Raw genomic sequence first — 17880 nt, 5'->3', positions numbered from 1 at the left:
TCAGCTACCGCTTGGATCGGGTGTGCTGGACGCCCTGGATAAATGGCGGGCGCAGCCGCAAGCCTGGAGAGGCTTCCGGCAGGCTTGGAAAATTAAGGGATTTGACAGGCGGGGGGTGACATGGGAAGCGGGGACAACGGGGGATGAGGATCGTTCAGCTCGGCGTGTGCGTGCCTCCCTGCCCAAACCGACGAATTGCCAGGCAATAACCGATCAGTGCAACCGCCGCCAACAACCCACCCGCCGCGCCGATCCAGGCGAAGCCGAAGTGGCTGCCGACCCAACTGCCCATCAGGGCACCGCCGCCGATGCCGATGTTGTAGATGCCGGAGAACATCGCCATGGCCACGTCGGTGGCGTCCGGTGCCAGCACCAGCACTTTGGACTGCATGGCCAAGCCAAAGCCCATGATCGCGATACCCCAGAACACGCTGAGCCCGACAAGATAAGACTCGGCGCCACTCAGCGGCAGCAGCAAGGCCAGGCACGCCGCCAGCAGGAACACCGCCCCGACCACGAACAGATGGGGGTTGAAACGGTGCACCAGACTGAACAACAACGAACCGATGATGCCGGCGCCGCCGAACACCAGCAGGATCAGCGTGACAGCATTTCCGCTCATGCCCGCCACGCCCTCAACGAAGGGCTCGATGTAGCTGTAGGCGGTGAATTGCGCCGTCACCGTCATGGCGGTGAGCACGTAGAGCGCCACCAGCGCCGGACGCTTGAACAGCAACGGCAGGCTGCGCAGCGAGCCGGAGTTCTGGCTCGGCAACAGCGGCAAAGTGCGCGCCAGCCAGAACACCAGGGCAGCCGCGAAGGCACCGATGACCAGGAACGTGGTGCGCCAGCCCATGGCTTCACCGAGCAAACGCCCGAGGGGAATGCCCAGCACCATCGCCAGGGACGTGCCGGTGGCCAGCAGGCCGAGGGCTTGCACCTGCTTGCCTTCCGGCGCCAGGCGCACTGCAAGGGACGCGGTGATCGACCAGAACAACGCATGGGACAAGGCAATGCCGATACGACTGAGCATCAGGAGTCCGAAGCTGGTGGCAACGCTGGAGAGGATATGGCTGGCGATAAACAGGCCGAACAACACAATGAGCAATTTGCGCCGCTCGACGTTGCGGGTCAGCAGCATCACCGGCAACGAGGTCAAGGACACGATCCAGGCATAGATGGTGAGCATCAGCCCAACGCTGGCGATGGGCATGTCGAAGCTGGCGCCGATGGCGCTGAGCAACCCGACGGGGACAAATTCGGTGGTGTTGAACACAAAGGCGGCCAGCGCGAGGGCGATGACCGGTTGCCAGTTGGCTTGGGGGGTGGCGGCTGAAAGGCTCATGGAATGGCGCGGTACTCCGACGGTGATCGAGCGGTCACCCAGGACAAGCGCCGCCACCGAGCATTCTATAGGTTTCTCGGCGGCCTGTTGGCGCTGATCCCGATCAAAGAACCATCAGTTTCATCAAGGCGAGGTGACGGTGACGATGTAGGCCCCCGACTGAATCGGCTTTCCACGGGCATCCACCACCACATACCGCTGGTCGTAATAACGCCCGCTACCGCTGTCGGCCACCAACTTGACGTTGGCCGTCGCGTTGCCCAGCGCCTGTACGCTGCGCACGGGCTGAACCTCTAACCGGCTGCCGCGCATGGCCTGTGGACATGCATTGAACGCGACTGTCGAGCCGCCCAGCGTGGCGGAATTGCAACCCGGCTCGACAATGCTGCCGTGAAAGTGAATGACACCCGACGGTGCCGCCAAGCACGCCCCCGCCCATACCACCAGGAAGCCGGTAACCACTGACAAACGTGTAACGTTCATGACGACGCTCCTTCTTGGGTTCTTAAGAAGGTCATCGCCCGTTTGCGCGCAGACTTGAGCGGTTTCGTCGTTTTCAGGATCGCCTGATAGCCCTGCGGCGCTACTTTACGGGTCCACTTGCCCCATCAGCTCGGGAATGCTTTCCGGCCGCTTGGCATAACGCTGGGCCAAGGCTGCACAGACCATCAGCTGGATCTGGTGAAACAGCATCAATGGCAGGATCAGCACGCCCATGGTCGCCCCGGCGAACAGCACCTGGGCCATGGGTACGCCGGTGGCCAGGCTTTTCTTCGAGCCGCAGAACAAGATGGTGATGCGGTCTTCCTGGTTGAAGCCGAACACCTTGCCCAACACCGTGGATGCCACCAGCACCAAGCCCAGCAACACGCAGCAAGCGACGACCAGGCCGCCCAGCTCCCACAGTGGGATCTGATGCCAGATGCCTTCGTTGACCGCTTCGCTGAACGCGCCATACACCACCAGCAAAATCGAACCCTGATCGACGAACTTGAGCCAGGATTTGTTGCGCCCTACCCACTCGCCGATCCAGCGGCGGGCAATCTGCCCGGCAACAAACGGCAGCAGCAGTTGCACGCTGATTTTCAGGATCGCGTCGACGGTGGAGCCGCCATCGCCGTGCACATTGAGCAACAGCGTCACCAGTAACGGCGTGAGGAAGATACCGAACAGGCTGGACGCCGCCGCGCTGCAAATCGCCGCCGGGATATTGCCCCGAGCCAGCGAGGTAAAGGCGATCGCCGATTGCACCGTGGCCGGCAACGCGCAGAGGTACAGCATGCCCATGTACAGGTCTTTGCCGATCAACGGCGACAGCAGCGGCTTGAGCGCCAGGCCCAACAACGGGAACAGCACGAAGGTCAGGCTGAACACCAGCAAGTGCAGGCGCCAATGGCCGGCACCGGCAACGATGGCCTGGCGCGACAATTTGGCGCCATGCAGGAAAAACAGCAGCGCAATGGCCAGGTTGGTCACCCAGCCGAACGCCACGGCGGTCTGGCCGCTGGCGGGTAGCAGGGAAGCGATGATTACCGTGGCCACCAGGGTCAGGGTGAAGTTGTCAGGCAGAAAGCGTGGGCGGGTCATAAGCAAATCGTCCGGGGGTTGCAAAACGCATCGTCGCGACTCTAACGTAACTGCTTGTTACCGACTAACGCCAATGAGCCAGTAAATGCCGCCTAAAGGACATGATAAAACCGTGCGCCGCAGCGTGCCCGGGCTCTCCAGCCTGCCTCGGCCGGTGTATGGCCGCACCGAATCCCTGCCCAACCGCGCCTTGACGCGCCGGCACAGCCACCCGTGGGTGCAGCTCTCCTATGCGATTTCCGGGGTGTTGGAAATTCAGACCAGCGTCGGGCGTTTCGTCGCTCCGCCCCAACGTGCGGTGTGGATTCCCGCCGGCGTGCCGCACCGGGTGTTCAGTTCGCCCCATACCGAAATGCGCAGTTTGTACCTGGATTGCAGCGTTACGAGCTGGGCAGCCGAACGTTGTCAGGTGTTGGAGGTGAGCAGCTTATTGCGCGAGTTGATCCGCAGCTTCAGCGAACTGCCGGTGGAATACGCCGAGGATGGGCCGGATGGGCGCCTGGCCCAAGTCGTCCTTGACCAACTCGCCGCTGCCCCGCAGGTGGATTTGATGCTGCCCCTGCCTCACGATCCACGCTTGCGGCAGATCTACCGCAGTTTGAACCTGCACCCTGAGCAGCAGACCACGCTGGGACACTGGAGCGAGAAATTGGGGGTCAGCGAGAAAACCCTCAGCCGCTTGTTCCTCAGCGACACGGGCCTGACCTTTCGCGCCTGGCGCCAGCGCCTGCGCCTGCTGAGCGCCCTGCCCGCCCTGGAGCAGGGCGAGCGTGTGACGGATGTAGCGCTGGGGTGTGGGTATGAATCGACGTCGGCGTTTATCAATGCGTTTCGCCAGCAGTTCGAGGCTACCCCCGGCGAGTTCTTCCGCTGATCTGCCAGATCAACAAAGATTCAATGGTGGGAGAGGCTTGCTCCCGATAGTGGTGTGTCAGTCATGGATGTTTCAACTGACAGTCCCTCATCGGGGGCAAGCCCCCTCCCACATTGACCGAGTGCGGCCGGTTAGCTGCCATTGCCGCCATGGGCCTCTTCGAAGAAGTAGTCCTTCCAGCTGGCGGCTTTGTTTTTCAGCACGCCCAGTTCCTGCAGTTTCTCGGCATAGATAAAGGTGCGCTGGGGCACGATGGTAAAGTCGATCTCCGGGTCCTGGACGATTTTCTCCACCAGGTCCAACGGCAGCTTGGATTGCTCTACGCGGATATACGTTTTGGCGGCAGCCGGCTTGTCGGCCTTGATAATCTGCTCGGCCTCGGCCAGCGCGGCATAGAACGCCTTGTAGGTCTTGGGGTTTTCGTCGTGGAACTTCTGCGTGGTATAGAGCACGTTGAACGAAGCCTGGCCGCCAAGGATGTCGTAGGAACTGAGCACCTTGTGCACGTTAGGGTTCAACAGTTCCTGATACTGGAACGGCGGGCTGGAAAAGTGCGCGTTGATCTCCGAACCACCGGCAATCAACGCCGCCGTGGCGTCGGGGTGGGCCAGGCTGATGGAGATGTCGTCGAACTTCTTGTAATGGGCGTCGCCGAACTGCTTGGCGGTTTCGATCTGCAAGGTACGCGACTGGAAGCCCACGCCGGCGGCAGGTACGGCAATGCGGTCTTTCTCGGTAAAGTCCTTGAGGGTCTTCACGTTGGGGTTGTTGGTCAGCAGGTAGTTGGGCATCGAGCCGAGGGAGGCGATAGCCTTGACGTTCTGCTTGCCCTTGGTGCGATCCCACAAGGTGAGCATGGGCGGCACACCGGCCGACACGATATCCAAGGCGCCGGCCAGCAACGACTCGTTCATCGCGGTGGCGCCGGAAATACTGTTCCATTCCACCTGGATATCCAGGCCCTGTTCCTTACCGTGTTTTTCGATCAGGTGCTGGTCGCGCACTACATCGAGGATCAGGTAGCCGATGCCGAATTGCTGCGCGATGCTGATCTTGCCTTCGGCCTGGGCGCCGAGACTGATCATGGCCGTCGCAGCCGCCAGGAGAGCCAGGGAGGAACGCTTGAAAGTCATGTAGGAATCTGCCGCGTTTTTAAGAAGGTGATGGAGCCTAGCGGCGATTTTTAAGACAGGAAAAGAATATCGGGATCTATTGTTATGCAAATAATCCCCAAAACCCCGTTCGGCTGGTATTGTTCCGCGCTTTGAAAAACCGCTGAACCTGCGAGGAAATGGACGTTGAACACTGACGAAAAAATGACCGGAGACCTGTTCGAGGTCGATAAGCGCCTGTCACTCAAACCCGTGGTGGACTTCAACGCCTACCTGCGCAGCGCGTTCGGCGACGGCCCGTGCACCTGCGTAAGGTGCGCGGCTGCCAATGGCGATGAAACCGGCTACGCGTTTCAGCACACCTTCCACTTCGACGGCAAACCCAGCCACCGCCGCTTTGCTTCCACGTCGGGCAGCGATGTGTTGCAGATGCTGAAGAAGGCATGGCTGTCGTACACCAAGGCCGAGTTGCCACTCAGCGGCGTGTTGGTGCTGGATACGGTGAAAGAGTTTGTTGAGCCGCAACTGCACAAGCGCCTTGCGCCGCTTTTTTTGGCCAGTGGGTTGGTCAGGGATATGGAAGGACACTTGCAGTTGTTACCGCAGTCGGCCGCCTGATAAGGGCGCACTGAGCGCGTAGACTGCCCGCCGAACAGGGATGACTCGGCGTCAAACACGAAGGAATGAAGTTGATGAGTCAAGAAAGCATCACCCGCTACTGGCATGCCGTTGAGCTGCTGCAACCCCAGGCGGCCCCCAAGATCCAGACGCGAGACAGCCTGTTTTCGTCGTTTTTCCACGATGTCAACGCGGCCCGTCCCGTCATGCCTTGGTCTGACGCCAGCCCCGTCGCCCACCAGCAGGTGCCTGACAAAAGGGTCTGGAGCCATACCCTCTTCGCCCATCTGTATGACAGCCGAACCGTCGCCGAGAAACTAAAGCAACTGTACGGTGCCGACCAGGGCTATAAGGAAAAGCCAAAAAGCCGCGAGTCCGCACTCTTTGCCTTGAAGTTCACCGCACAGGGGCTGATGGTGCAGGACAGCCTGGTGCTCTCCAGTGAAGCCTGGTTCCTTGGCCGAGCGTTGGCTGGCCGCGACTGGACCAGAGGCTTCGACGAAGATCAGAAATGCCTGCGGGAAAACATCAAGACACTGATGGGCGGCCGTGTTGAAGCCGCTACCCTGCACCAACTGACCGCTCACATACGCGATTTCCTGGGCCTTCAGACGTTTTTCCCGGACCAGGCGTTGCTTCACCACCGCTGGCGCTCCACACCGATCAAGGTGAAGAAACCCGAGCAGGAAGACGATCCGCTCAACAGTTTTTTGCTCGCAGACCTGGCCGATGTGTCAGACAGCCTGCGAAAAGGCATATCGAGCCGACCGCTGACCCAGTACCTTTCTCGACATGCCCCTGAACCCCGGCTGCACGTGGACGATGACGATGCCAGCCTGGCCGTTATCGAGCGTTTGACGCCCCAGCATTACGCCGCCGGGTGTTGGCCTGCCGAACATCATCTAGGGCTGGTGCATTCACAGCAACTGGCCGTCAACACCCTTCTCGGCACGCTGGCGGAGGGCGAAGGGATACTCGGCATCAACGGCCCTCCCGGCACCGGGAAAACCACGTTGCTGCGAGATCTGATTGCAGCGGTAGTGACCCAGCGTGCCGACGTCCTGGCTGGCCTGGCACGTGCTTCTGATGCCTTTGTCGATGCCATGCCAGAAAAAATGGGCGACGGTACCGATGCCCAAAACGTCTATAAGCTCAACCCTGCCCTGTTGGGCTTTGAAATCATTCTGGCGTCGTCCAACAACGGCGCCGTTGAAAACGTCACCCTGGAACTGCCGCAACGGGACAAGATCGACCCTGGTTGGTTGCCCGATGCGGACTACTTCAGCGACCTGGGTGAACTGGTCAGTGGTAAACCTGCCTGGGCCCTGATTTCCGCCGCGCTGGGCAGCAAGGCCCGGCGTAACACCTTCATCAGCCGCTACTTCTACGGCACCCCGCCCAGCAAGCCCAAAGCCGGCAGTGCTGTCGACGACAAAAATGACTGGATGACCGCCCAAGACGCCGAAGCGCTCGAAGACGAGCAGGAGGCCAATGAGTCGGAGTCGGACGAAGTGCCGGATGACGCAGAAGAACCGACACCCCGTGGGTTCCTGGGCTGGCTGAAAACCCAGGCGGATGTGGTGCGGACCACTCCCCAACGCCAGCACACCTGGAAACAGGCAGTGGCCGCCTATAACGCGGCCAAGTCACGGGCCGAAGCGCTGAGCGCCGATGCCATGCGCATCAATGCTCAGCTCACGACGCTGAATGACCTGCGCCTTCAGATCACAGAACAAGCTCATGCGCTGAAACAGTTGTCCGGCAAGCTCAAAGACACCGATGGGCGCCTCGCCCAGGTTGACGAAGCTCAGTTGAAACCGGCGCAAGAACAACTGCAACAGTGCCTGCTCGAACTGCAATCCCACCGACATAGCCCACCGGGTTTCTTAAAGAACCTGTTCAGCCTCTGGGGAGCACAGCGCCGCTGGGACCAGGCAGAGCAACTGATCAGCAGTCGTTCGACGCTTGCGCAAGAAAACCTTGAGCGCATCAAGCGCGACATCCTTCGCCTGGAGGGTGAGCGCAAGACACTTGAGGGCCTGAGTAACGAGGCCAGTGCCACCCTGGCACACTTGCAGTCACGTCACAGCCAGCTGGTAGACAACGTCAGCGCAATAGCCAAAGCCTGTAAAGCCGACCATCTATTGGCATGGCTCAAACACGGCATTATTGGCCGCGGTGAAGCCATCGAGCTGCTCGAACCCTGGGCCATCCCGGGATGGCGACAGGCACGTGCGGCGGTCTTCATCCAGGCGCTCAAGTTGCATCAATGCCTCTTCGAGCTGGAAGCCAAACGTATTCGCGCCAACTTGTATTTCATCAACAGCGTACTGCAAGGCGGCCGCTGGCACGGTGTCTCCCGTGACGCCATTCGCTCCAGCTGGGCGTCGTTGTTCATGCTGGTGCCGGTGTTGAGCAGTACCTTCGCGTCGTTCGCCCGTTCGTTCGGCTCGCTGGGCGTAGGAGACATTGGTTGGTTGCTGGTCGATGAAGCCGGCCAGGCGACACCGCAAGCAGCCGTGGGCGCGCTATGGCGGGCTCGACGTGCGGTGTTGGTGGGCGATCCCTTGCAACTCAAGCCGATTGTCACCGTGTCCGATGCAGTGCTGGAACATATGCGGACCCGCTACGGGGTCGACGAGCACTGGCTTCCCACCCGTCAGTCGGCACAAACCCTGGCAGATGAAGCAACGCCATGGGGCCGAATGATGGGTCCGGCCAACGATAAACGCTGGGTGGGTTTGCCGTTGGTGGTTCACCGCCGTTGCGACCGGCCGATGTATGCCCTGGCTAACCGGATCGCCTATGACGGTGTCATGGTCTTTGGTACTCGCCCTCCGTCTGCAGAAAAAGAGACCACTGCCAGCTTGCCCACGGGTTGGGTTCAAGCCAGCGGCCGATCGATGGGCAATTGGGTGCCCGCAGAAGGTGATGCCCTGACACGCTTGCTGGACAGGCTTCGCGCAGATGGCGTACCGCCGAGCGATATCTGTGTCATCACGCCTTTCCAGGCAGTGCGGGACCGCCTCAAAGACCTGCTCCCACGCAAGATGGTATACGGCACCATCCATACGATGCAGGGCAAGGAGGCACCAGTGGTGATCATGGTGCTGGGTGGCGACAGCGAAAACCCCGGCGCACGGGATTGGGTGGTGAGTGAACCGAACCTGCTGAACGTTGCGGCTACGCGTGCCAAGCGGCGCTTTTATGTGATTGGCGACCGTACAGCCTGGTGTGATCGCCCGTTATTCTGCGATGTGACGGACTTACTCGTACCACGAACGTTGGTGGAGCCGGTCCCGTCCTAAGGTTGCACGATTCAAACATCGATGATGCGCGTACCGGCAATCGTCTGCGCCGAACAACTTCGCAGGACCATGGCACGGAGCAGCCAGGCGCTCCTATGCCGCCGGCCAGAGATACGGCGAGCATCCTGCAAGATGGCAAAGGTTCAAAGACCTCGCGCCCGGTGCTCTCGTTTATTTTGCGAGCAAAGTCGACGTGCGCTGTAAATATAGGAGGGCTAATCCATGGGGGCGTGGACTCCTTCGCCCCAACATCCGTGGAGAATCAACCTACCTCAAGCGCATTGTTCACCTCACCCTAGGCGGCAGTCCTACAACCGTCCCCTCATGACTCCCAGTCACACCTGCAATAACTGTCAACCCGTAAATTGAGGCGACTGATTTCCAGCAGCCTGCTCCAGAGGCGTCGCAACAACAGGAGACATTTGCCCTGGCTCACCATTTTTTTATAGGTTCCAGCTGTGCCGAACAAAGGCACACAACTCACCTATCCAATAAAAATGAGGGTTTGAACATGGGATACATGGCTAGCGCAAACGCCAACAAAATCGCCGAGATGGAACAGCTGAACCAGGACAGCGCCGACGATTTCATCGACAGCCTGCAACTCACTGAAACCGAAACGGCCGAGCTGGAAGCCGAGTAAGTGAGTCGAGGAGAGGCAACGCCTCTCCTCCTTCCCTGGAGCCATTCTCATGGACAAGGATTCAATCAAAGCCCCGGAACGCAGCCTGCCTTTGGTGCAAGCTCATCAACAAATTCTCGCCCAACTGGATGAACTGGGATTACACGCGAGCAGCCGCACCCTGGGAGACAAGATTGTGTGTGTGCAAACCTGCTTGCATACATCCGACTCGAAGGAGGTGGCACGCGGCGCGGGTAAGGGCGACCCGATAGCCGCAAGCGTAGGAGCGTTGTATGAAGCGCTCGAACATTATTTGAGCGATGAGTGGAACAGCACCCCGCTTCACTGGCAAACCTACCGTTACTTTGCCAACCATCCGCAGTTTGTCGATGACTCGCCCTTGTCATTGCTGGTGAAACAGCAGGAAGCGCGTATCGTCTGCCGCAGCTATCGCAGCTTGATTGATGGGCCGCTCTTTTCGTACCCACTCGCCCTCACCTGCCCCCGCTACTGCGAGCACCCACTGCACGATGATCCAACCGACCTGCGTGCCCTACGCCGTTACGCCAGCAACAGTGGCACCGCTATCGGTGCTACCTATGACGAGGCCGTGCTGCACGCACTGAACGAAAGTATCGAGCGCGATGCTCTCTCTTTGTTTCTGTTGAAACACTTCTACTATCAACATCAGTACACCCTGCGCCGAGTCATTCCGACCAGCCTCGGCCCGCAAGCCCACGACGCCTTGCTCGCCGTGAACCAACAATTCAACACGCAAGTCGTCTTGCTGGATATCAGCACCGAATTTTGCGCGACCACGTGCCTGGCCTTCATTCCCAACTCATCAACGCTGCCCACCGTGTACGGTACTGGCACTTCGTTGGACCCTATGCATGCAGCCTGGCGAGCCCTGACCGAGCTGGCACAGCTGAAATGGCTGGCAAGCGAACCGCCACTGCACGGTTATTTGCTCAATGCCCAGCGGCACCTGGCCCGTTTCAAACGCTTGCAGCGCAGCCTGCACTTTGACACCCGCCACCTGATGGCGCGGCCTGTCGAATGGGTAACACTGCAGCAGCGCCAGTATCCTTCGCGGCTGGAGGGGCAGATCAACGGCCTGGTGGAGAACCTGGCCGGGCATGGACTCATACCCGGTGTCTGTACGCTGTTTCAAAGCCAGCTGGGCACCACCCTCGTCCATGTGACTATCCCTGGGTTGGAACGGTTTTTCCTGGTATCCACCGGTAATGTCGTGGTGCCACAAGCCAGGGGCAAGCGTCTGTGCGGCGAGCATCAGGAGGTGATGGCATGACGTTTGAAAACGATCACTCACGGCGTTGGCAACGCCATGTAGAGCCGAAGGGGTTCGGACTGGCCCAGGTGTTTGTGCTCAATACGGGGAACACTCATTGGGTTGGACGAAACCGGCCGTTGCGCAACGGTCTTGGGCAGCGCCGCCTGACCAGTATCCTGCGCCCCTCGATGCTGTTCGGCCCCCTTGAATACCTGCATTGGAGCGACGACGGACTCTCGCTGTTCTATCAAGCCAGTACGCCACAAGACAAACGAATTGCGTTTAGCGAAGCCCATCAACACCCACGAAGTGAAGTGTGCTTCCCTTATCCACCCCTGGGGCCACAGGCCGAAGAATTCATCTGCCCATCCAGTTTCTGGGAGTGCGACGATGAGCGAGCAGCCCAGTTGAATGTGGACGAAAGGCATTTTCGCGAACATTGCGTCGAGGTACTGCGTGACCGCCTCAAGCCCGGGGCGCTGATTCACGATCCGGCCTGCTCGACCGGCGAGTTGATTGCACATCTGGCGCGTGCGTTGCCCCGCTGCCAATGCCTGGGGTCAGACCGATCGGCTTCCATGATCCGTCATGCTCAAGTGCACCATGCGGGTTCGCTCGTGCGCTTCAGACAAGCGCATGCTGCTTTTGAACGTACCGCGTGCGATGCGTTGATCCTGCGATTTCTCAATACCGAGGTAGTTACCCGCCGCGAAGCCGAGATCTTGCTATGTTCCTTGCTGACCACATTGAAGCCTGGCGGTCTGGCCCTGATTTTCGGTCACACGCCAGTGTTGCCGCCAATCCCCTGGGTCACCCAGGAACTGGGCTTTACCCTGGAGTCCTGCCTTGCCGCTCGAGAGGGTCAGCTTGAACTGTTCCAGTTTTACCTGATAAGCCGCCCTCACCCCGGCTCCCCATGATTGACGTATTCGAACGGCACGCAAGCGTGCCGTTGTAATCCGAATGCACTTACTTACGTGCCGCCTCCCACGACTTGAGCAGATCGCTGTAAGCCACCGTCTCGCCTTTCGGTTTCTCATTGGCCAGTTTCGGCTTCGGCGCACCCGGCTGGTCGAACCAGTATTGTGCATCCCGTTCTTCGTTCATTTTCGGACCGCACACCGGCTGCACCTTGGAGCGTTCCAGGCGCGTCATGATCGCGTCCTGTTCCTTGGCCAGGTTATCCAGCGCCTGCTGCGGGGTTTTCTCGCCGCTGGCGGCGGCAGCGATGTTGCTCCACCACAGTTGCGCCAGGCGTGGGTAGTCCGGCACGTTGGTGCCGGTCGGGGTCCACTGCACGCGGGCCGGGCTGCGATAGAACTCCACCAGGCCACCCAGTTTCGGCGCCAGGTCGGTCATGGCCTGGGAGTTGATGTCGGATTCACGAATCGGTGTGAGGCCGACGATGGTTTTCTTCAGCGACACGGTTTTCGAGGTCACGAACTGCGCATACAGCCAGGCTGCCAGTTTTTGTTTCTCGGGCGTGGACTTCATGAAGGTCCACGAGCCCACATCCTGATAGCCCAGCTTCATGCCCTCCTCCCAATACGGGCCGCGTGGCGACGGGGCCATGCGCCATTTCGGCGTGCCGTCGGCATTCACCACCGGCAACCCCGGTTTGGTCATGTCGGCGGTGAAGGCGGTGTACCAGAAGATCTGCTGGGCGATGTTGCCCTGGGACGGTACAGGGCCGGATTCGGAGAAGGTCATGCCCGCCGCTTCCGGTGGCGCATAGGCTTTCATCCAATCCACATATTTTTGCGTGGCGAACACGGCCGCCGGGCCGTTGGTGTCGCCACCACGAGTGACGCTGGAGCCCACCGGATGGCAGTCCTCCACGCGAATGCCCCACTCGTCCACCGGCAGGCCGTTGGGCAAACCTTTATCACCACCACCGGCCATGGAGAACCAGGCATCGGTGAAGCGCCAGCCCAAAGACGGGTCTTTCTTGCCGTAGTCCATGTGCCCGTAGATGCGCTTACCGTCAATTTCCTTGACGTCTTCGCTGAAGAATTTGGCGATGTCTTCGTAGGCCGACCAGTTCACCGGCACGCCGAGGTCGTAGCCGTACTTGGCCTTGAACTGGGCTTTCAGATCCGCACGCTCGAACCAGTCGGCGCGGAACCAGTAGAGGTTGGCGAACTGTTGGTCGGGCAGTTGATAGAGCTTGCCGTCCGGCGCAGTGGTGAAGGACAAACCGATAAAGTCCTTCAGATCCAGGGTCGGCGAGGTGTAGTCCTTGCCTTCGTTAGCCATCAGATCAGTGATGGACTCCGTCTTGCCGTAGCGAAAGTGCGTACCGATCAAGTCGGAATCGTTAACCCAGCCGTCGTAGATGTTCTTGTCGGACTGCATCTGGGTTTGCAGCTTCTCTACCACGTCGCCTTCCTGCAGCAGATCGTGGGTCAACTTAATGCCGGTGATTTCGCTGAAGGCCTTGGCCAGCACCTTGGATTCGTACTCGTGGGTGGTGAGGGTTTCCGACACCACGTTGATCTTCATCCCACGGAACGGTTCCGACGCCTTGATAAACCACTTCAACTCTTCGAGCTGTTGGGCGTCGGTGAGTGTGGACGGTTTGAACTCACTGCCGATCCATTTTTTTGCCGCATCTTCATACGCATCAGCCCAGGCCGTGGCGCTCAAACCGCTGAGGGCCAGTACGGCAGCCAATGAAATGCTATGTCGCAGCTTATTGTTTTTATCGAACATAGAGACCTCCTGGTTGGTATTCAAAGGAGCACTAGCCCCAACGCATCACACACAACAGCCACACCAGGGACAGCGCGGTGGCCACCCAGATGCTCCAGCCGGTAACGCCGATGACCAGCAGATGCAGGTAGGCGCTGCCGAGAAGACCGATAAACAAGCGATCACCACGGGTGGTGCTGATCGGCAGAAAACCGCGCCGGGGAATGCTCGGCGAGCGCAACTCCCAGGTGGTCATGCCCACCAGCAACACAGCAATCGCTGCAAAGAACAACGCGGTGGGTGTGGTCCAGGCCATCCATTCCATCATCGACTCCTCAGACCCGGCCCAGGGCAAAGCCCTTGGCCACGTGGTTGCGAACAAACCAGATCACCAGCATGCCCGGCAAAATAGTCAGCACCCCTGCCGCTGCCAGCACGCCCCAATCGATGCCCGAGGCCGAGACCGTGCGGGTCATCACCGCCGCGATGGGCTTGGCGTTGACCGAGGTCAGGGTGCGCGCCAGTAACAGCTCGACCCAGGAAAACATGAAGCAGAAAAATGCGGTGACGCCGATGCCCGAGCCAATCAGCGGGATAAAAATCTTCACGAAAAACTTGGGAAAGCTATAGCCGTCGATGTAGGCGGTTTCGTCGATTTCCTTGGGCACGCCGGACATGAAGCCCTCCAGAATCCACACCGCCAACGGTACGTTGAACAGGCAATGGGCCAAGGCCACGGCAATGTGGGTATCAAACAGACCAATGGACGAATACAGCTGGAAAAACGGCAGCAAGAACACCGCCGGTGGCGCCATGCGGTTGGTCAGCAGCCAGAAGAACAAGTGCTTGTCACCGAGGAAGCGGTAGCGTGAAAACGCATAGGCCGCGGGCAACGCCACGCTCAGGGAGATCAACGTGTTCAGGCTTACGTAGTACAACGAGTTGAGGTAGCCGGTATACCAACTCGGGTCAGTGAAAATCACCTTGTAGTTGGCTAGGGTGAAGTCCTGCGGAAACAGGGTCAGCCCCCCGAGGATTTCGGTGTTGCTCTTGAAGGACATGTTCAACAACCAATAGATCGGCACCAGCAGGAACAGGATGTAGATCAGCAGTGGAATCACCTTGCGCTTGCTCATGTTGGCGGCCTCAGCGGTTGGCATCGGAATGGGTCATGGCGGTGTAGAACAGCCAGGACACCAACAGGATGATCAGGAAATACACCAGGGAAAACGCCGCCGCCGGGCCCAGGTCGAATTGGCCTACGGCCATCTGGGTCAGCGTCTGGCTGAGGAACGTAGTGGCGTTACCCGGCCCGCCCCCCGTGAGGACAAAGGGCTCGGTGTAGATCATGAAACTGTCCATGAACCGCAGCATCACCGCGATCAGCAGCACGCTTTTCATCTTGGGCAACTGGATATGTCGGAACACTGCCCAGGCGGAGGCCCGATCAATCCGCGCAGCCTGGTAGTACACATCCGGGATGGCCCGCAGGCCCGAGTAACACAGCAGCGCCACCAACGATGTCCAGTGCCATACATCCATCACCAGCACGGTGACCCAGGCGTCCATGGTGTTGGCCGCATAGTTGTAGCTGATGCCCATGGCATTGAGGGTCGAACCCAGCAGACCGATATCGGCGCGGCCGAAGATCTGCCAGATGGTGCCCACCACGTTCCATGGAATCAGCAACGGAATGGCGAGAATGATCAGCACCAGCGACGACCAGCGGCCTTTGGCCGGCATCGTCAGGGCAATGGCGATACCCAGTGGGATTTCGATCAACAGCACGCAGGCCGAGTAGATGAACTGGCGCAGCAGCGAGTCATGCAGCCGCGGGTCGAGCAGTACCTGCTTGTACCAGTCGGCGCCGACAAAGTAGCGGCTGGACTGGTCGAAGATATCCTGCACCGAGTAATTGACCACGGTCATCATCGGGATCACCGCACTGAATGCCACCAGCAGGAACACCGGCAGCACCAGCCACCAGGCCTTGTTGTTCTGCACCTTGTTCATGGCAGCACCTCCAGCAGGTAGTCGTCGGCATAGAGCATCAGCCATTGGGCCGGAAAGCTGATGGAGGCCACGGTCTGGGGCACCGGTTTGTCTTCGGCCAGGCGCACTTTCAGGGGCGCGCCGTCGAGGTTGAGGGACATGATCTTGTAGGTGCCAAGGTCTTCGATATGAACGACATCGGCTTGTAGGGCGTCAGGGTTGTACTCATCCCACACGTGGATGAATTCCGGACGAATCCCCACCTGCAGTTTCTTGTAGTCCGTATCGGCAATGCGTTGCTGCAACGCCTCGGGCAACGGCAGAAACGTCCCGGCAAAGCGTACACCGCCCGCCTCGGCCTGCACTTCGACCAGATTCATCCCGGGGCTGCCGATGAAATAGCCGACAAAGGTGTGGCTGGGCCGCTCGAACAGCTCACGGGGCGTGCCGAACTGCACGATCTGCCCGCCGTACATCACCGCAATCTTGTCGGCGAAGGTGGACGCCTCAAGCTGGTCGTGGGTGACGTAGACCATGGTGATATTGAACTGTTCATGAATCTGCTTGAGCTTGCGCCGCAGCTTCCACTTGAGGTGCGGGTCGATCACCGTCAATGGTTCATCGAACAGGATCGCTGACACATCGTCACGCACAAGGCCACGACCCATGGAGACCTTCTGCTTTTCGTCGGCGCTGAGGTTGCGGGCTTTTTTACTCAGCAGGTTTTGTAGATCGAGGACTTCGGCGATTTCCTGCACTTTGCTGTGAACTTTCGCCTCGGCCATGCCCTGGTTGCGTAGGGGGAATGCCAGGTTGTCGAACACGCTCATGGTGTCGTACACCACCGGGAACTGGAACACCTGGGCGATGTTGCGTTTTTCCGGGGTCAGTTGGTTGACCACCTGGCTGTCAAACAGCACCTGGCCTTCAGATGGGCTGAGCAAGCCGGAAATGATATTGAGCAAGGTCGACTTGCCGCAGCCCGACGGCCCGAGCAAGGCGTAGGCGCCGCCCTGCTCCCACACGTGGTTCATCTCTCGTATGGCGTAGTCCTCAGGCCCCATAGGCGTAGGGCTGTAGCTGTGGGCCAGGTTCTGCAAGTGGATCTCGGCCATCAGGCAACCCTCGCGACGCGGCGCCCGGGCGCCTGGAGCAGACAGCCCTGACCATCGAACACAAATAGTTTATGGGTGGGGATGTACACGCGGATCGGTGCGTCGACGTCGTACTCATGCACCCCTGGCAGGTGCAACACCAGCAGGAAATGTTCACTGCGCACATGCAGGAAGGTTTCCGAGCCGCTGATTTCAGCGACTTCCACAGTCACGGCCAGTTCCAGGTCATCGTCGTTGCTGGGCACCAGGCTGATATGGCTGGGGCGCACGCCAAAGCGGAACTCGCCTTCGCCGATGGGGCGCAAGTCGACGTTCAATGGGAAGTGCACGAAATTGGCGAAACTCACCTCGTTGCCGCTGATGCGCCCGGGCATCAGGTTGATCGGCGGTTCGGAAAACAGTTCGGCGGCCAGCACGGTCTGCGGCTGGTGGTACACCTCGGCGGCCTTGCCGCTCTGGATCACCCGGCCTTCATGGAGGATGGTGGTGGTGCCACCCAAGGCCAGCGCTTCATTGGGTTCGGTGGTGGCGTAGATGGCGATGGTATGGCGTGCCTTGAACAACTCGCGCATTTCCTGACGCAGTTCTTCGCGCAGTTTGTAGTCCAGGTTCACCAGCGGCTCATCGAACAGAATCAGTTCGGCGTCTTTTACCAGTGCACGGGCCATGGCCGTGCGTTGCTGCTGACCACCGGACAGCTCCAGCGGGTGGCGTTGCAGGAACTTCTCGATGCGCAACATCCTGGCGGTTTCCAGCACTTTGCTCTGGATCAGCTCGTGGGACACCCCCGCCTGGCGCAAGGGCGAAGCGATGTTTTCGAACACGGTCATGGTCGGGTAGTTGATGAATTGCTGGTACACCATCGATACGTTGCGCAAGCGCACCGGTTTTTGCGTGACGTCCACGCCATTCATCAGGATGCGGCCGCTGTCAGGCTTGTCCAGGCCGGCCATCAAGCGCATCAGGCTGGTTTTGCCGGAGAGCGTGCGGCCGAGCAATACGTTGAAGGAACCTGCTTCGAAGCGCAGGCTGGCGTCGTCGATCCAGGTTTGACCTTCGACGACGCGGGACACATGTTCCAGGGTCAATGACATGACACGCCCTTTTTATTATTGGAATGAATCTGGCCAGGTGTCAGAGCGAGTTTCGTGCCAAAACGGCAAGCGTTTGATGTGCAAGGGAATGGACTGGATGGGCTGTTCAGGAGTGAACACTCAGACTGAACAACTGAACAGGTCCTGGGTTGACAATGAACAGTTCTGAACAACACTCTTCGAACTCGATTTAACGAACACATTGACCTGGTTCCAACCTTTAGAGTG

The 17880-nt window shown here is 59.5% G+C and carries 16 protein-coding genes; 6 read left to right on the top strand and 10 right to left on the bottom strand.

Annotated features, from left to right (window positions below; all coding sequences use genetic code 11):
• Positions 1 to 154: 154 nt before the first annotated feature.
• From AC07V4_RS07805 to AC07V4_RS07795, 3 genes are all read right to left on the bottom strand, one after another.
• The gene (locus AC07V4_RS07805; protein WP_492635703.1) at positions 155 to 1345 is read right to left on the bottom strand and encodes a sugar transporter; all 1191 of its coding nucleotides are present in this window, start codon (positions 1343 to 1345) and stop codon (positions 155 to 157) included.
• A 123-nt stretch (positions 1346 to 1468) separates the two neighbouring features.
• Complete coding sequence (locus AC07V4_RS07800) at positions 1469 to 1828, bottom strand: type 1 fimbrial protein (RefSeq protein ID WP_492635312.1); 360 nt, start codon at positions 1826 to 1828, stop codon at positions 1469 to 1471.
• A gap of 105 nt (positions 1829 to 1933) precedes the next feature.
• Positions 1934 to 2932 (bottom strand): bile acid:sodium symporter family protein, encoded by a 999-nt coding sequence (locus AC07V4_RS07795; protein WP_431750289.1) that lies wholly within the window; start codon positions 2930 to 2932, stop codon positions 1934 to 1936.
• A gap of 85 nt (positions 2933 to 3017) precedes the next feature.
• Between AC07V4_RS07795 and AC07V4_RS07790 the strand changes: the two genes are divergently transcribed.
• Complete coding sequence (locus AC07V4_RS07790) at positions 3018 to 3806, top strand: AraC family transcriptional regulator (protein WP_431750290.1); 789 nt, start codon at positions 3018 to 3020, stop codon at positions 3804 to 3806.
• 131 nt (positions 3807 to 3937) lie between these two features.
• Here the strand turns inward: AC07V4_RS07790 and AC07V4_RS07785 are convergent, their stop codons facing one another.
• Complete coding sequence (locus AC07V4_RS07785) at positions 3938 to 4939, bottom strand: ABC transporter substrate-binding protein (RefSeq protein ID WP_492635313.1); 1002 nt, start codon at positions 4937 to 4939, stop codon at positions 3938 to 3940.
• A gap of 165 nt (positions 4940 to 5104) precedes the next feature.
• Between AC07V4_RS07785 and AC07V4_RS07780 the strand changes: the two genes are divergently transcribed.
• From AC07V4_RS07780 to AC07V4_RS07760, 5 genes are all read left to right on the top strand, one after another.
• On the top strand, positions 5105 to 5536 hold the full coding sequence (locus AC07V4_RS07780; RefSeq protein WP_492635314.1) for a hypothetical protein: 432 nt from the start codon (positions 5105 to 5107) through the stop codon (positions 5534 to 5536).
• A 74-nt stretch (positions 5537 to 5610) separates the two neighbouring features.
• Positions 5611 to 8844, top strand: a complete 3234-nt coding sequence (locus AC07V4_RS07775) for a DEAD/DEAH box helicase (protein ID WP_492635315.1) — start codon at positions 5611 to 5613, stop codon at positions 8842 to 8844.
• Between the two features lie 520 nt (positions 8845 to 9364).
• Entirely contained in the window at positions 9365 to 9487 is a 123-nt protein-coding gene (locus AC07V4_RS07770; RefSeq protein WP_492635316.1) for a hypothetical protein, read from the top strand.
• A 49-nt stretch (positions 9488 to 9536) separates the two neighbouring features.
• Entirely contained in the window at positions 9537 to 10778 is a 1242-nt protein-coding gene (locus tag AC07V4_RS07765; protein WP_492635317.1) for a YcaO-like family protein, read from the top strand.
• Positions 10775 to 11680, top strand: a complete 906-nt coding sequence (locus tag AC07V4_RS07760; protein ID WP_492635318.1) for a class I SAM-dependent methyltransferase — start codon at positions 10775 to 10777, stop codon at positions 11678 to 11680. The genes AC07V4_RS07765 and AC07V4_RS07760 overlap by 4 nt, the downstream gene beginning before the upstream one ends.
• Positions 11681 to 11729: 49 nt before the next feature.
• Here AC07V4_RS07760 and AC07V4_RS07755 read toward each other — a convergent pair whose 3' ends face one another.
• From AC07V4_RS07755 to AC07V4_RS07730, 6 genes are read right to left on the bottom strand one after another with little or no spacing between them, the layout of a single operon-like run.
• Positions 11730 to 13472 carry an ABC transporter substrate-binding protein gene (locus tag AC07V4_RS07755; protein WP_431752496.1) on the bottom strand — a complete coding sequence of 581 codons (1743 nt, stop codon included), beginning with the start codon at positions 13470 to 13472 and terminating at the stop codon, positions 11730 to 11732.
• A 31-nt stretch (positions 13473 to 13503) separates the two neighbouring features.
• Positions 13504 to 13776 (bottom strand): DUF2160 domain-containing protein, encoded by a 273-nt coding sequence (locus tag AC07V4_RS07750; RefSeq protein ID WP_431752497.1) that lies wholly within the window; start codon positions 13774 to 13776, stop codon positions 13504 to 13506.
• 10 nt (positions 13777 to 13786) lie between these two features.
• On the bottom strand, positions 13787 to 14587 hold the full coding sequence (locus AC07V4_RS07745) for a carbohydrate ABC transporter permease (protein ID WP_017846707.1): 801 nt from the start codon (positions 14585 to 14587) through the stop codon (positions 13787 to 13789).
• Between the two features lie 10 nt (positions 14588 to 14597).
• A complete protein-coding gene (locus AC07V4_RS07740; RefSeq protein WP_431752498.1) occupies positions 14598 to 15464 on the bottom strand; it encodes a carbohydrate ABC transporter permease in 867 nt (288 codons plus the stop codon).
• Positions 15461 to 16558, bottom strand: coding sequence for an ABC transporter ATP-binding protein (locus tag AC07V4_RS07735; protein WP_492635319.1), 1098 nt, complete (start codon positions 16556 to 16558; stop codon positions 15461 to 15463). The genes AC07V4_RS07740 and AC07V4_RS07735 overlap by 4 nt, the downstream gene beginning before the upstream one ends.
• Complete coding sequence (locus tag AC07V4_RS07730) at positions 16558 to 17652, bottom strand: ABC transporter ATP-binding protein (RefSeq protein WP_492635320.1); 1095 nt, start codon at positions 17650 to 17652, stop codon at positions 16558 to 16560. The genes AC07V4_RS07735 and AC07V4_RS07730 overlap by 1 nt, the downstream gene beginning before the upstream one ends.
• Positions 17653 to 17880: the final 228 nt, after the last annotated feature.

It is taken from the genome of Pseudomonas sp. GW821-FHT03A09, from assembly GCF_059421065.1.
This window is presented reverse-complemented; position numbering and strand designations above follow the sequence as displayed.

Bases quoted from the DNA above. Each gene is read 5' to 3' on its own strand.
- AC07V4_RS07805 (WP_492635703.1), bottom strand. From the start codon at position 1,345: ATGAGCCTTTCAGCCGCCACCCCCCAAGCCAACTGGCAACCGGTCATC.
- AC07V4_RS07800 (WP_492635312.1), bottom strand. From the start codon at position 1,828: ATGAACGTTACACGTTTGTCAGTGGTTACCGGCTTCCTGGTGGTATGG.
- AC07V4_RS07795 (WP_431750289.1), bottom strand. From the start codon at position 2,932: ATGACCCGCCCACGCTTTCTGCCTGACAACTTCACCCTGACCCTGGTG.
- AC07V4_RS07790 (WP_431750290.1), top strand. From the start codon at position 3,018: ATGCCGCCTAAAGGACATGATAAAACCGTGCGCCGCAGCGTGCCCGGG.
- AC07V4_RS07785 (WP_492635313.1), bottom strand. From the start codon at position 4,939: ATGACTTTCAAGCGTTCCTCCCTGGCTCTCCTGGCGGCTGCGACGGCC.
- AC07V4_RS07775 (WP_492635315.1), top strand. From the start codon at position 5,611: ATGAGTCAAGAAAGCATCACCCGCTACTGGCATGCCGTTGAGCTGCTG.
- AC07V4_RS07770 (WP_492635316.1), top strand. From the start codon at position 9,365: ATGGCTAGCGCAAACGCCAACAAAATCGCCGAGATGGAACAGCTGAAC.
- AC07V4_RS07765 (WP_492635317.1), top strand. From the start codon at position 9,537: ATGGACAAGGATTCAATCAAAGCCCCGGAACGCAGCCTGCCTTTGGTG.
- AC07V4_RS07760 (WP_492635318.1), top strand. From the start codon at position 10,775: ATGACGTTTGAAAACGATCACTCACGGCGTTGGCAACGCCATGTAGAG.
- AC07V4_RS07755 (WP_431752496.1), bottom strand. From the start codon at position 13,472: ATGTTCGATAAAAACAATAAGCTGCGACATAGCATTTCATTGGCTGCC.
- AC07V4_RS07750 (WP_431752497.1), bottom strand. From the start codon at position 13,776: ATGGAATGGATGGCCTGGACCACACCCACCGCGTTGTTCTTTGCAGCG.
- AC07V4_RS07745 (WP_017846707.1), bottom strand. From the start codon at position 14,587: ATGAGCAAGCGCAAGGTGATTCCACTGCTGATCTACATCCTGTTCCTG.
- AC07V4_RS07740 (WP_431752498.1), bottom strand. From the start codon at position 15,464: ATGAACAAGGTGCAGAACAACAAGGCCTGGTGGCTGGTGCTGCCGGTG.
- AC07V4_RS07735 (WP_492635319.1), bottom strand. From the start codon at position 16,558: ATGGCCGAGATCCACTTGCAGAACCTGGCCCACAGCTACAGCCCTACG.
- AC07V4_RS07730 (WP_492635320.1), bottom strand. From the start codon at position 17,652: ATGTCATTGACCCTGGAACATGTGTCCCGCGTCGTCGAAGGTCAAACC.